Origin of the sequence: Georgenia satyanarayanai (genome assembly GCF_009193135.1) — a bacterium.
GTDB lineage: Bacteria > Actinomycetota > Actinomycetes > Actinomycetales > Actinomycetaceae > Oceanitalea > Oceanitalea satyanarayanai.
In genome coordinates this window covers 90,251-103,468 of the sequence record NZ_VUKC01000001.1, presented here as the reverse complement: position 1 = coordinate 103,468, position 13,218 = coordinate 90,251, and the positions used below count along the sequence as shown (strand labels likewise).

13 protein-coding genes and 3 tRNA genes are annotated in these 13,218 nt (G+C 71.9%); 1 reads left to right on the top strand and 15 read right to left on the bottom strand.

Going from position 1 to position 13,218, the window contains the following annotated elements; translation table 11 throughout:
* Window positions 1-4: 4 nt before the first annotated feature.
* The 7 genes from GD632_RS00535 to GD632_RS00505 all read right to left on the bottom strand — a co-directional run bounded on the left by GD632_RS00535 (window position 5) and on the right by GD632_RS00505 (window position 2,754).
* Window positions 5-1,225 (bottom strand): MFS transporter, encoded by a 1,221-nt coding sequence (locus GD632_RS00535; RefSeq protein WP_152187566.1) that lies wholly within the window; start codon window positions 1,223-1,225, stop codon window positions 5-7.
* The gene (locus tag GD632_RS00530; protein WP_152187564.1) at window positions 1,222-1,638 is read right to left on the bottom strand and encodes a MaoC/PaaZ C-terminal domain-containing protein; all 417 of its coding nucleotides are present in this window, start codon (window positions 1,636-1,638) and stop codon (window positions 1,222-1,224) included. Before GD632_RS00530 ends, GD632_RS00535 begins: the two co-directional genes overlap by 4 nt.
* Window positions 1,638-2,111 carry an FAS1-like dehydratase domain-containing protein gene (locus GD632_RS00525; RefSeq protein WP_193311270.1) on the bottom strand — a complete coding sequence of 158 codons (474 nt, stop codon included), beginning with the start codon at window positions 2,109-2,111 and terminating at the stop codon, window positions 1,638-1,640. The genes GD632_RS00530 and GD632_RS00525 overlap by 1 nt, the downstream gene beginning before the upstream one ends.
* A gap of 4 nt (window positions 2,112-2,115) precedes the next feature.
* Window positions 2,116-2,304 (bottom strand): 50S ribosomal protein L33, encoded by a 189-nt coding sequence (gene rpmG / locus GD632_RS00520; protein ID WP_110852505.1) that lies wholly within the window; start codon window positions 2,302-2,304, stop codon window positions 2,116-2,118.
* Between the two features lie 34 nt (window positions 2,305-2,338).
* Window positions 2,339-2,412, bottom strand: a tRNA-Met gene (locus tag GD632_RS00515).
* A 61-nt stretch (window positions 2,413-2,473) separates the two neighbouring features.
* Window positions 2,474-2,546, bottom strand: a tRNA-Thr gene (locus GD632_RS00510).
* Window positions 2,547-2,672: 126 nt separating this feature from the next.
* Window positions 2,673-2,754 (bottom strand) — tRNA-Tyr (locus tag GD632_RS00505).
* Window positions 2,755-2,852: 98 nt separating this feature from the next.
* Between GD632_RS00505 and GD632_RS00500 the strand changes: the two genes are divergently transcribed.
* Window positions 2,853-3,356, top strand: coding sequence for a YajQ family cyclic di-GMP-binding protein (locus tag GD632_RS00500; protein ID WP_152187561.1), 504 nt, complete (start codon window positions 2,853-2,855; stop codon window positions 3,354-3,356).
* 63 nt (window positions 3,357-3,419) lie between these two features.
* On the opposite strand, the gene htpX is transcribed toward GD632_RS00500, so the two are convergent.
* The 8 genes from htpX to GD632_RS00460 form a co-directional block, all read right to left on the bottom strand.
* On the bottom strand, window positions 3,420-4,292 hold the full coding sequence (gene htpX, locus GD632_RS00495) for a zinc metalloprotease HtpX (RefSeq protein ID WP_152187559.1): 873 nt from the start codon (window positions 4,290-4,292) through the stop codon (window positions 3,420-3,422).
* A gap of 2 nt (window positions 4,293-4,294) precedes the next feature.
* A complete protein-coding gene (locus tag GD632_RS00490) occupies window positions 4,295-5,662 on the bottom strand; it encodes an FAD-dependent oxidoreductase (RefSeq protein WP_226924376.1) in 1,368 nt (455 codons plus the stop codon).
* 150 nt (window positions 5,663-5,812) lie between these two features.
* On the bottom strand, window positions 5,813-6,817 hold the full coding sequence (locus GD632_RS00485) for a polyprenyl synthetase family protein (RefSeq protein ID WP_405002510.1): 1,005 nt from the start codon (window positions 6,815-6,817) through the stop codon (window positions 5,813-5,815).
* The gene (gene nuoN, locus GD632_RS00480; RefSeq protein WP_152187557.1) at window positions 6,814-8,376 is read right to left on the bottom strand and encodes an NADH-quinone oxidoreductase subunit NuoN; all 1,563 of its coding nucleotides are present in this window, start codon (window positions 8,374-8,376) and stop codon (window positions 6,814-6,816) included. The genes GD632_RS00485 and nuoN overlap by 4 nt, the downstream gene beginning before the upstream one ends.
* A complete protein-coding gene (locus tag GD632_RS00475) occupies window positions 8,373-9,962 on the bottom strand; it encodes an NADH-quinone oxidoreductase subunit M (protein WP_152187554.1) in 1,590 nt (529 codons plus the stop codon). The genes nuoN and GD632_RS00475 overlap by 4 nt, the downstream gene beginning before the upstream one ends.
* A gap of 17 nt (window positions 9,963-9,979) precedes the next feature.
* Window positions 9,980-11,938, bottom strand: coding sequence for an NADH-quinone oxidoreductase subunit L (nuoL, locus tag GD632_RS00470; protein ID WP_152188327.1), 1,959 nt, complete (start codon window positions 11,936-11,938; stop codon window positions 9,980-9,982).
* A gap of 17 nt (window positions 11,939-11,955) precedes the next feature.
* Window positions 11,956-12,255: an NADH-quinone oxidoreductase subunit NuoK gene (gene nuoK, locus GD632_RS00465; RefSeq protein ID WP_152187552.1), complete on the bottom strand. Its 300-nt coding sequence runs from the start codon at window positions 12,253-12,255 to the stop codon at window positions 11,956-11,958.
* Complete coding sequence (locus tag GD632_RS00460) at window positions 12,252-13,217, bottom strand: NADH-quinone oxidoreductase subunit J (protein WP_226924375.1); 966 nt, start codon at window positions 13,215-13,217, stop codon at window positions 12,252-12,254. Before GD632_RS00460 ends, nuoK begins: the two co-directional genes overlap by 4 nt.
* Between the last annotated feature and the right edge of the window lies 1 nt (window position 13,218).

Genomic DNA, 13,218 nt, shown 5'->3' with positions numbered 1-13,218 from the left:
CAATCTAGACGTGGCCGGGCGCCGGCGCGTCCAGCGGCCGCTCCTCGCCGGTGAGCGGACGTGCCGCGCGGCTCACGAGGAAGGCGACGGCGAGCGGCACCGCGATCGCCAGCATCGCCCGGCGGTAGCCGACGTGCTCGGCGAGCAGGCCGAGGAGCGGCGGGCCGCACAGGAAGGCCGTGTAGCCGATCGAGGCGACGACCGAGACGCGGGTGGCCGCGCGCAGCGGCTCGTCGCCCGCGGCGCTCATGCCCGCGGGGAAGCCGAGCGCCGCGCCCAGGCCCCACAGCGCCCCGCCGACGAGCGCCAACCACAGCACCGGGGACAGGGCGAAGAGGAGGAGACCGGCGAGCGCGAGGACGGTCGTGCCCCGCAGCACCGCGACGCGTCCGAAGCGGGCGAGCAGCCGCTCGCCCGCCAGCCGCATGACGGTCATCGCGGTGACGAAGACGCCGAACCCGAGGGCACCGGCGGCGTCGGACGTGCCGAAGCCGTCGACGACGCCGAGCGCGAGCCAGTCGTTGGCGGCGCCCTCGGTGAGCGCGAAGGCGAGGACCATGACGCCGACGAGGAGGGTGCGCGGCTCGCGCCACCCGCCGAGCGCGGCGGCGAGCCGACGTCGTCGTCCCGCCTCGGGGGGCGCGGGCGTGAAGGGGAGGAAGCCGCGGCTGGCGGCCAGGCCGCCGAGGGCGACGGCGACGGCCACGGCCGCGAGGTGCGCGACCACCGGGACCCCGAGGAGGGCGGCGCCCGCCCCGACGCCTGCCCCGACCACGGTGCCCAGCGAGAACCCCGCATGGAAGCGGGGCATGATCTCGCGGTCGATCTCGTGCTCGACCAGCCCGCCCTCGAGGTTCATCGCGACGTCCCAGGCGGCGATCCCCATCTGCGCGACGAGCAGGCCGACGGCCAGCAGCGGGACGGTACCGGCGAGCAGCCCCGCCGCGACGACCGCGAAGCCCACCACCGCGACGAGGACCCCGCCGCGCACGGTCAGGGCCGCGCCGACGCGCTGGGCGACGGCGCCGCCGACGGGCAGTGCGAGGAGGGAGCCGACGGAGCCCACGAGGAGGAGCGCGCCCATCTCACCGGGGCTCAGCCCGAGGGTGTCGCGGACGGCGGGCAGCCGGGAGACCCAGCTGGCGAAGAGGAAGCCGTTGAGGGCGAAGACGCCGAGCACCGCGTTGGTCGCCCGCCTGCCGGCGGGCGAAGCGGTGGCGCTCACCTGCGCCGGACCACGGCCTGGGCCTTGGCGAGCACGGTCACTCCCGCTGCGCGGGCGGTGAGGTCGACGCGCACGGTGCCGGCCTCGACGTCCAGGGCGCCGACCTTCCCGGTGACCTCGAGCTCGACCTCACCGGGGTCGGGCACGACGATCGGGCGGGTGAAGCGCACCCCGTAGTCGACGACGGCGCCCGGGTCCCCCGCCCAGTCGGCGACGGCGGCCGCGGCCAGGCCCATCGTCGCCATCCCGTGGGCGATGACGCCGTCGAGGCCGACCTCGCGGGCGACGCGCTCGCTGTAGTGGATGGGGTTGAAGTCCCCGGAGGCACCGGCGTAGCGCACGAGCAGCGCCCGGTCGACGGTGTAGGTGCGGGTGAACAGCTCGTCGCCGACGGTGAGGGTGGACAGGTCCATCAGCGTCCCTCCCCGCGCACGGCGAGCGTCGAGCGGACCGTCGCGACCGGCGCACCGGCGTCGTCGGCGATCTCGGCGCGGGTGCTCACCATCGCGATGCCCGCCCGCTCGGTGACGGCGTCGACGTGGACGGTGGTGCGCAGGAGGTCACCGGCGACGATCGGGCGGTGGTGGGTGAAGCGCTCCTCCGCGTGGACGACGCGGGAGAAGTCGATCCCCGACTCGGGGTCGGCGATGTAGGCCTGCTCGGCGCGCTGGGCCACGACGACGGCGAAGGTGGGCGGCGCGACGACGTCGTCGTAGCCGAGCTCCCGGGCGGCGTCGGCGTCCGTGTGCGCGGGGTGCGCGGCACCGGTGGCGGCGGCCATCTCGGCGATCTTCGCGGCGGACACGCGGTACGTCTCCGTCGGGGCGTACGAACGCCCCACGAGCGTCAGGTTGACGCTGGTGGGGCGGTCGGAACGCGCGTCCACGCGGTCAGCGGGTCTCGCGGTGGATGGTGTGGCGGTTGTCGCGCGGGCAGTACTTCTTCACCTCGAGGCGGTCGGGGTTGTTCCGACGGTTCTTGTTGGTGATGTAGTTCCGCTCCTTGCACTCCTCGCAGGCGAGGGTGATCTTCGGACGGACGTCGCTGGACTTGCTGGCCACGGTATTCCTCGCGTTCATCGGGGCTCCGGGGCCCCGGAGCCATGTCGTTCAGTAGCGGGGGCGGGACTCGAACCCGCGACACCACGATTATGAGCCGTGTGCTCTAACCACCTGAGCTACCCCGCCATGATCGTCGACCATGGCCGGCACGCCATGTTACGTGACGCACGACGTGGACGTCGATCGGAGCCCCGAAAGGGAATCGAACCCTTGACCTTCTCCTTACCATGGAGACGCTCTGCCGACTGAGCTATCGGGGCGGCGCTGACAACCGTACATGCTCCGGGCGCCGGGGACGAAATCGGCTGGCAGTGGCCCTCCTCACGTCCGTCGGCCCGGCCGGTGACGACGACAGCCCGGATCCATCGGATCCGGGCCGTCTCGCGTGGCGGGTGCAGGATTCGAACCTGCGAAGCATTCCGCGGCTGATTTACAGTCAGCTCCCTTTGGCCGCTCGGGCAACCCGCCTTGGTCCGTGCAGGACCGAGTGGAACAATACCAAGCCGGAGCGGGTGCTCCTAACCCGGCACCCACGTGATCCACCTCGCACCCTAGGAGACCCACCGATGGCAGCGGACTCGTCCTTCGACGTCGTGAGCAAGATCGACCGCCAGGAGGTGGACAACGCCGTCAACCAGGCCGCCAAGGAGATCGCCCAGCGCTACGACTTCAAGGGCGTGGGCGCCTCGGTCGAGTGGAGCGGTGAGGACGCGATCCTCATGAAGGCCAACTCCGAGGAGCGCGTGCTGGCCGTCCTCGACGTGCTCCAGAGCAAGCTCATCCGCCGCGGGGTCTCCCTCAAGGCGCTGGACACCGGCGAGAACGAGCCCCAGGCCTCGGGCAAGGAGTACCGTCTCGTCGGCTCCCTCAAGGAGGGGCTGAGCTCGGAGAACGCCAAGAAGGTCACCAAGCTCATCCGCGACGAGGGCCCCAAGGGCGTCAAGACGCAGATCCAGGGCGACGAGGTGCGGGTCACCTCCAAGAACCGCGACGACCTCCAGGCCGTCATCGCGCTCCTCAAGGGCGCCGACGACATCGACGCCGCCCTGCAGTTCGTCAACTACCGCTGAGGCGCACAGGAGGCGCACAGTCGCGTAGGCGGTCCGTCGGGGGCGCCTCAGGGCGCCCGCCGCTCAGCGGTAGCCGGCCATCCGCTCCAGGCGGGCGATGCGCTCGGCCATCGGCGGGTGGGTGGCGAAGAGCTTGGTCATGCCACCGCCCCGGAAGGGGTTGGCGATCATCATGTGCGAGACGTCCTCGAGCCGGGGCTCGGGCCGCAGCGGGGCGGCCGCGGTGCCGCGCTCGAGCTTGGCGAGGGCCGAGGCCAGGGCCATCGGGTCACCGGTGAGCTGGGCGCCGTCCTCGTCGGCGTCGAACTCGCGGGTGCGGGAGATCGCCAGCTGGATGAGGGACGCGGCGATCGGGGCGAGCAGCGCCGTCGCGATCATCGCCAGCGGGTTGCCGCCGCGGTCGCGCCCGCCCCCGAAGAACAGGAGGAACTGGGCCGCGGAGGTGATGAGGCCCGCGATGGCCGCGGCCACCGAGGAGGTGAGGATGTCGCGGTTGTACACGTGCATGAGCTCGTGGCCCAGCACCCCACGCAGCTCGCGCTCGTCGAGGATCTGGAGGATGCCGGCCGTGCAGCAGACCGCGGCGTTGCGCGGGTTGCGGCCGGTGGCGAAGGCGTTGGGCTGGGCGGTGGGCGAGACGTACAGGCGCGGCATGGGCTGGCGCGCCGTCGTCGAGAGCTCGCGCACGATCCGGTACATGGCCGGCGCCTCCGCCTCGGAGACGGGACGGGCGCCCATGGCGCGGATCGCCAGCTTGTCGGAGTTCCAGTAGCTGTAGAACGTCGTGCCGACGCCGATGAGGGCGAAGAGCCAGATGAAGGCACCGGAGCCGGTGCCGCTGGAGATGAGGCCGCCGATCCCGAGGAGGACGGCCCACATGACGCCGAAGAGCGCCGCGGTCTTGACTCCGTTCAGGTGCCGTCGACCGCCGTCCATCGTCAGCTCTCCTCCCCCCGCGACACGCGGGTCATCTCGTCCCTGGGCACGACCTTGACGCGCTCGCGCCCCTCGGCCTCACCCAGGGAACGCTCGTACGCGTCGAGCAGTTCCCAGCCGGACCAGCTCGTCGTCGGCACGCCACGCTCCGCGAGGGCGCTGATGAGGGCGTCGGGGTCCGCCGGGGCGCTGCCCGGGGTCACGCGTCCGGCGCCGACGTCGGCGACGAGGTGGCCGATCGTCTGCTGGGCGTCGGACTTCGTCGAGCCGATGAGGCCGACCGGTCCGCGCTTGATCCAGCCCGTCGCGTAGAGGCCGGTGACGATCTCGCCGTCCTCGTCCAGGACGCGGCCCTCGTCGTTGGGGACGACGCCCGCGACGCCGTCGAAGGCGACGCCGTCGAGCGGGGAGCTGAAGTAGCCGACCGCCCGGTAGACGGCCTGGACGGGCGTGTCGACGAAGACGCCGGTGCCCCGCACGGTGCCGTCCCCGACGAGCTCGGTGCGCTCGGTGCGGATGCCCTCGACACGGTCGGTGCCGAGGATCTCCACGGGCCGGTGGAGGAAGTGGAGGTGGATGCGCCGGGAGGCGGTGAGCTCCTCCGGGTCGCGCAGCGTCCAGTCGGTGAGCGTCTTGACGACCTGCTTGGTCTGGTTGGTCGAACGGATCGCGGCCTCGGAGCCCTCGTCGAACTCGAAGTCCTCCTCGTAGACGATGACGTCGACGTCGGGGACCTTGCCGAGCTCACGCAGCTCGAGGGGGGTGAACTTCACCTGGGCGGGTCCGCGGCGGCCGAAGACGTGGACGTCGGTGACCGGGCTCTGGCGCAGGCCCTCGACGACGTTCTCCGGGACCTCGGTGGGCATGAGGTCCTCGACGTGCTTGGCGAGGATGCGCGCGACGTCGAGCGCGACGTTCCCGACGCCGAGGACGGCGACGCTCTGCGCCTCCAGCGGCCAGGTGCGCGGGACGTCGGGGTGCCCGTCGTACCAGGAGACGAAGTCCGCGGCACCGTAGCTGCCGGGCAGGTCGATACCGGGGATGGGCAGCGGGGCGTCCTTGTCGGCGCCGGTGGAGATGATGACGGCGTCGTAGTGGCGCCGCAGCTCCGCCATGGTGACGTCCGTGCCGACGTCGACGTTGCCGACCAGCCGGATGTCCCCGCGGGCGAGGATCTTCTGCAGCGCCACGATGATCTGCTTGATGCGCGGGTGGTCGGGGGCCACGCCGTACCGGACCAGGCCGAAGGGGGCGGGGAGGCGCTCGTAGAGGTCGATGGAGACCTCGAGGCCGGCCTTGGACAGGATGTCGGCGGCGTAGATGCCGGCCGGGCCGGCGCCGATGAGGGCAACGCGCAGGGGCTTGGTCACAGAGCCTCGTCAGGTGGGAGTGGGCAGGGAAATCCGCCGTCCAGTCTAAGCGCTCCACCGCCCCTCCCCAGAACCGCGCACTTGGCGGGTTCGGCGACGGGGAAAGCGCTTGCCACCGTCGGTCAACCCACCAATTGCGAAGGTGGGGGGTTAGGCGAGGCGGTCGACCATGAGGCGGGCGAAGGCTTCCAACGCCTCCTTCACCGGGCCCGTCGGGAGCGGGGCGAGCTCGGCGACGGCGTCGCGCGCCCACTGGCGGGCGAGCTCGCGGGCCTCGTCGAGGACGTCGTGGCCGCGCAGCTGCTCGACGGCGGCGCGCAGCGCGGAGTCCGAGCCGAGGTCGCTGGCGAGCCGCTCGAGCACGGCGGCACCCGCGGCGTCGATCCGCCCCTGCGCGGCGCGGCGCTGGAGGAGCAGCACCGGCATGGTCGCCACGCCTTCCCGCAGGTCCGTGCCGGGCGTCTTGCCGGTGGTCGCGGAGTCCGAGGCGAGGTCGATGACGTCGTCGGCGAGCTGGAAGGCGACGCCGACCTTCTCGCCGTACTTCTCGAGGACCCCCGCCAGCTCCTCCCCCGCGCCGCTGAAGACGGCGCCGTACCGCGCCGAGGCGGCGATGAGGGACCCGGTCTTGTCGGCCAGCACCTGGATGTAGTGCGCGATCGGGTCCTCGCCCTCGCGGGGACCGAGGGTCTCGTGCAGCTGGCCCAGGCACAACCGCTCGAAGGTCTCGGCGTGCACCCGCACGGCGTCGGCACCCAGGGACGCCACGAGCTGGGAGGCCCGGGCGAAGAGGAGGTCCCCGGTGAGGATCGCGACGGAGTTGTCCCACACGGCGTGTGCGCTCGGTGCCCCGCGCCGCAGGGAGGCGGAGTCCATGACGTCGTCGTGGTACAGCGTGGCGAGGTGGGTGAGCTCGACGGCGACGGCCGCCCGTACGACCTCCTCGCGCCCCGCGGTGCCGAGCTCCGCGGTGAGGAGGGTGAGGGCCGGCCGCAGCCGCTTGCCGCCCGCCGCGGCCAGGTGCTGCAAGGGGGCGTCGACGAGCTCGTCGGCGCCCGTGACGGCCTGGCGCAGACGGTCCTCCACGTCCTCCATCCGGAGGAGGAGGCGGTCGCTGAGCTCGTCGTCGCCGAGCTGGAACATGGATGCGGTCACGGCAGGAACGTCGCCGCCTGCTGGGCGAGGTCGAGCACTGGGCCGGGCACGACGCCGAGGAGGACCGTGCCGAGCGCGCAGACCGCGATCGCCACCGAGGTGAGGCCCTCGGAACGGACGACGGCGGTGCGCTCGCCGTCGGGCTCGGTGAAGAACATGAGCACGACGAGGCGGACGTAGAAGAACGCGGCCGCCGCGCTGGCGAGGACGGCGAGGACGACGAGCACGGTGGCCCCGCCCTCCACCCCCGCGGCGAAGACCGTGAACTTCCCGATGAACCCGCCGGTGAGCGGGATTCCGGCGAAGGACAGGAGGAACAGGGTCATCGCCAGGGCCAGGGCCGGGCTGCGGCGGCCGAGGCCCGCCCACTGGGACAGGTGCAGGGCCTCGCCGGTGACGTTGCCCTCCGTGTCCCGCTCCCGGACGAGCGTGACGACGGCGAAGGCACCGACCGTGGCCAGGCCGTAGGCGAGCAGGTAGAACAGGACGGAGCTGATGCCGTCCTGCACCAGGGCGACGACGCCGACGAGCACGAACCCGGCGTGCGCGATCGAGGAGTAGGCGAGCATCCGCTTGACGTCCGTCTGGACGAGCGCGATGACGGTGCCCACGCCCATCGTGAGGATCGCGATCCCCCACAGGAGCGGCTCGAGGTCCCAGCCCAGGCCCGGCACGACGACGTAGACGAAGCGCAGCAGGGCGCCGAAGGCCGCGATCTTCGTGGCGGCCGCCATGAAGCCGGTGATCGGCGTCGGGGCGCCCTGGTAGACGTCCGGGGTCCACATGTGGAAGGGCACCGCGCCGACCTTGAAGAGCAGGCCGACGATGAGGAGGACCGATCCCGCGAGGAGCAGGCCGTCCATGCCGCCCGTGCTCGGCACGGCGGTCGCGAGCTCGGAGAGCCGCAGGCTGCCGGAGAAGCCGTAGAGGAGGGCGGCGCCCATGAGGAAGAACGCCGAGGAGAAGGCGCCGAGCACGAAGTACTTGAGCGCGGCCTCCTGGGAGAGCAGGCGGCGGCGACGGGCCATGGCGGTGAGGAGGTAGAGCGGCAGCGAGAGGACCTCGAGCGCGACGAACATCATGAGGAGGTCACCCGCGGCGGGGAAGAGCAGCATGCCGCCGGTCGCGAAGAGGACGAGCGGGAAGACCTCGGTCTGGCTCAGGCCGGCCCGCTGCGCCTCGGCCTCCTCCGGGCTGCCCGGACGCGTGCCGACCTGGGCCGCGAACGCGTCCTCGCCCCACTCGGAGCGGTCGGCGATGACGAGCAGGCCGATGAGCGCGACGATCGCGATGATCCCCTGGGCGAGGAGGGCGGGGCCGTCCTCGATGAGGGCGCCGCCGGCGATCTCCTGCGGGCCGTCGACGGTCACGACGGTCCAGCGCCACACGACGGCGACGAGCGCACCCGCGAGCGCCAGCGCCGAGAGCGCGACCTGCGCTCCTCGGCGCGCCCCGCGGGGCACGAAGGCGGCGACGAGGATGCCGAGGAGGCCCGCGCCGAGCACGATGAGGACGGGCGTCAGGGCCGCCCAGTCGATGTGCGGTGGGACGAAGTTCACTGCTCGCTCCCCTCGGCGCCCGCGGCTGCGGCGTCGTTCGATCCGTCAGGTCCTGCCACAGCGGCGGAGTCCAGCACGCTGGGCTGCTCGATCGCGGCCTCCTCGGCCACCGGCCGCACGACGTCCATGACCGGCCCGGGCACCAGGCCCAGGGCGAGCATGCCGGCGACCAGCGGGGCCACGACCCACTTCTCCCGGGCGCCGAGGTCCGGCAGTGCCGCGAGGGTCTCGTTGCGCGGCCCGGTGAACATCCGCTGGTAGGGCAGCAGGATGTACAGGGCGGCGATGATGACGGCCACCACGGCGAACACCGCCGCGACGACGTTCACCCGGAAGGTGCCGAGCAGGACGAGGTACTCGGGCACGAAGCCCGACAGCCCCGGGAGCGCGATGGTCGCGAGGCCGGCGACGAGCCAGCTGCCCGCGAGGACCGGGGTCACCCGCTGCATGCCGCCGTACGCGGCGATCTCCTGCGTGCCACCGCGCTGGGTGAGGAAGCCGGAGACGAGGAACAGCGCGGCGGTCGAGACGCCGTGGGCCACCATGTAGAGCATCGCACCGGTGAGGGCGACCTCCTCGCGCACGAAGATGCCCAGGACGATGAAGCCGAAGTGGGACACCGAGGTGAAGGCGATGAGCCGCATGACGTCGCGCTGCCCGACGGCGACGAGCGCGCCGTAGAGGATCGAGACGACCGCCAGCACGATGATGACCGGCGCCGCCCAGCGGGACGCCTCCGGGAAGAGCGGGAGGCACAGCGCGAGCATCCCGAAGGTGCCGACCTTGTCGAGGACGCCGACGAGGAGCGCCGAGGTGCCGGGCGAGGCCTGCTGCGCGGCGTCGGGCAGCCACGTGTGGACCGGCCACATCGGCGCCTTGACCGCGAAGGCGATGAAGAAGGAGATGAAGATCCACCGCTCGGCCCACACGCCGAGCTCGGTGCCGGCGAGCGTGTCGATGAGGAAGGCCTGCTCCCCGCCGGGGCCGAGGACCCCGAGGGCGATGACGCCGACGAGCATGACGAGCCCGCTCGCCAGGGAGTAGACCAGGAACTTGATCGCGGCGTGGCGGCGCTTGGGCCCGCCGTAGTTCCCGATGAGGAAGTACACCGGGACGAGCATCGCCTCGAAGACGACGTAGAAGAGGAAGACGTCGCGGGCGGAGAACACCGCCACCATCGTCGCCTCGAGGAGGAGGACGAGGGCCACGAAGCCGGCCTGCCGGCGCGCGACGACCGCGCCCTCGGGGACGATCTCCTGCTCCCGCCAGGCGGCGAGCAGCGCGAGCGGGACGAGGAGGACCGACAGGCCCACCATCGTCAGGCCCAGACCGTTGATCCCGACGGCGTAGGAGACGCCCAGCTGCGGGATCCACGACAGCTGCTCGGCGAACTGGTGCTCCGCGGCGGCGCCGTAGTCGAAGCCGGTCGCCATGACGACGAACCCGGCGAGCACGACGAGCGAGACGACGAGGCCGACGGTGCGGGCCACCCGGTGGAGGGCGGGCACGAGCCAGACCACCGCGGCCGCGACGAGCGGCACGACGATGAGCAGGCTCAGCCAGGGAAGGTCACTGATGTTCTGCATTGGTCACTTCCTCCGGCTCAGCCGCGCGAGGCCAGGACGACGGCAAGGGCGGCCACGACACCGACGAGCATGATCGCGGCGTAGGAGCGGATGTAACCGGTCTGCAGGCGGCGCAGCCACCCGCCGGTCCCGGCGGTGCCACGGGCCAGGCCCATGACCGCGCCGTCGACCACGGCGGAGTCCCCGTAGACGAGTGCGCGGGTGAGGTACTGCCCCGGGCGCATGAACACTCCTTCGTTGACGGCGTCCTGGTAGAGGTCGCGACGGGCGGCGCGGGTGAGCACCGAGCCGCGGGGGGCCTCGACCGGGACGGTGGACGCGGCGTACTGGCGCCACGCGAGGAAGACACCGACCGCCATGAGGGCGACCGTCGAGCCCATGATGACCGGGATGGGAAGCACGGGGTCGTGGTGCTCGGCGTGCCCGGTGACCGGCTCGAGCCAGGTGACGAAGCCGTCACCGACCGCGAGCAGGGCGCCCAGGGCGACCGACCCGACGGCGAGGACCACCATCGGGACCGTCATGAGCAGCGGGGACTCGTGCGGGTGCTGCTTCGCACCCTCCCGGGTGGGCGCCCAGCGCTCCTTGCCGTGGAAGGTCATGAAGAACAGGCGCGACATGTAGAACGCGGTGAGCCCGGCGGCGAGGAGGGTGACCGTGCCGAAGACCCACGGGCGCCAGCCCTCGCCGACGAAGGCGGCCTCGATGATGAGGTCCTTGCTCCAGAAGCCCGACAATCCCGGGAAGCCGATGATCGCGAGCCACCCGGCGGCGAAAGTCAGCCAGGTGATCCTCATGTGCTTGGACAGGCCACCGAAGCGGCGCATGTCGACCTGGTCGTCCATGCCGTGCATGACCGACCCGGCACCGAGGAACATCCCGGCCTTGAAGAAGCCGTGGGTGACGAGGTGGAAGATCGCGAAGGCGTACCCCACCGGGCCGAGGCCCGCGGCGAGCATCATGTAGCCGATCTGGGACATCGTCGAGGCGGCGAGCACCTTCTTGATGTCGTCCTTGGCCGCACCGACGATCGCCCCGAAGACGAGCGTGATCGCGCCGACGACCACGACGACGAGCTGCGCGGTGGGCGCACCGTCGAAGACCGGGGCCGAGCGGACGATGAGGTAGACGCCGGCGGTGACCATGGTCGCGGCGTGGATGAGCGCGGAGACCGGTGTGGGGCCGGCCATCGCGTCGCCCAGCCAGGCCTGCAGCGGGAACTGGGCCGACTTGCCGCAGGCCGCGAGGAGGAGGAACAGGCCGGTGATGGTGAGGATCGTCGTGCTGGCACCCTGGGCGCCCGCGAAGACGCCGTCGAACTCGACGGTGCCGAAGGCGGCGAACATCATCATCATCGCGAGGAGCAGCCCGACGTCACCGACGCGGTTCATGACGAAGGCCTTCTTCGCCGCCACCGCGTACTCCGTGCGGAAGTTCCAGAAGCCGATGAGGAGGTAGGACGCCAGGCCCACGCCCTCCCAGCCGACGAAGAGGAGCACGTAGGAGTCGGCGAGGACGAGGAGGAGCATCGCCGCGACGAAGAGGTTGAGGTAGGCGAAGAACCGGCGGCGGTCGACGTCGTGCTCCATGTAGGCCACCGAGTACACGTGGATGAGCGTGCCCACGAAGGTGACGAGCATGACGAAGGACATCGACAGCGGGTCGATGCGCAGCCCGGCGTCCACCGTGAGGTCACCGGCGGGCAGCCAGGTGAACAGGTGCAGCCCCATGACCCGCTGCTCGGGGTCGAGCCCGAGCAGCTGGAGGACGACGAGGAGTCCGACGACGAAGGAGCCGGCCGAGGCGAGCACGCCCAGCCAGTGCCCCCAGCCGTTGGAGCGGCGGCCGGCGAGCAGCAGCACGGCGGCACCGACGAGCGGCAGCGCGACCATGAGCCACGCGTAGGAGGCCGCCCCGCCTGCCGCGGCGGCATCCACCACGTCAGTGGGCACGGTCAGTGCCGGAGTTCCCAGCATTAGCACGTTGCTCCCCGTCAGTTCTTGAGCAGGTTGACGTCGTCGATGGACGCCGACCGGCGGGTTCGGAAGATGGAGACGACGATCGCCAGGCCGATGACGACCTCGGCGGCGGCGACGAGCATGACGAAGAAGGCGAGCACCTGACCGTGCAGGTTGCCGTGCCACCGCGCGAAGGTGATGAGCGTGAGGTTCGCGGCGTTGAGCATGAGCTCGACCCCCATGAGGGCGATGATGCTGTTGCGCCGCAGCAGCACCGCGGCCGCCCCGATGGAGAAGAGGACCCCGGACAGGACGAGGTAGTTGACCAGGCTCATCGCTGCTCCTCCTGCTGGTCCGTCACGCGGGCGCGCTTCGTGTCGGTGTCCTCGGTGCTCTGGCTCGTGGGCACCTCGCCGTCGACGGTCTCGGTCCCGGGCGCCGGCGTCGTGCCGGGCATCCCGGGCATGCCGGACTGGGTGACGCTGCGCGCCCCCAGGTCGCCGGGGTGGGAGCTGGTGGACGCCTCGAGCTGCGCGGCGAGCTCGGGGCTGACCGAGGCGATGCTCCGCTGCTGGCCTCGGATGCGCAGCACCCGGGGCACCGACTCGTCGATCGGCTGGCCGTCCGCGCCGAGCGCGGGCACGTCGGCGGCGTTGTGCCGCGCGTAGACGCCGGGCGCCGGCAGGCTGCGGATGCGCCCGCCGCCGGCGGCGTAGGCGGCCATCTTCGCCTCGGCGACGTCGCGCTGGGTGGTCTTCTTGCGCAGCCGCTCGGCGCGCGTGAGGACGACGGCACCGACGGCGGCGGTGACGAGCAGCACCCCCGAGACCTCCATCGCGACGACGTAGTCGGAGAAGAGGAGCCGGGCCACGCCCACCGGGTTGGTGTCGGCGTTGGCGGCCTCCAGCCCCCGCGGCGCGGGCAGCGCGGCGCGCAGGCTCACGGCGGCGACGAGCGCGATGAGGCCGGCCCCGCCGAGGAAGCCGATCCAGCGCTGTCCCTTGAGCGTCTCGACGATCGAGTCGGACGCGTCGACGCCGACGAGCATGAGGACGAAGAGGAAGAGCATCATGATCGCGCCGGTGTAGACGACGATCTGCGCGACGCCGAGGAAGATCGCCTCCTGGACGATGTAGAAGCCGGCCAGGGCGATCATGACGAAGACGACGCACATGGCGGCGTACATCGCCTTGCGGGCGAAGAGGAGGCCCAGGGCCGCGAGCACCGCGAGCGGCGCGACGACCCAGAAGAAGATCTCCTCCCCCGTGCTCGTGACGCCGGTCTCGGCCAGAGTCATC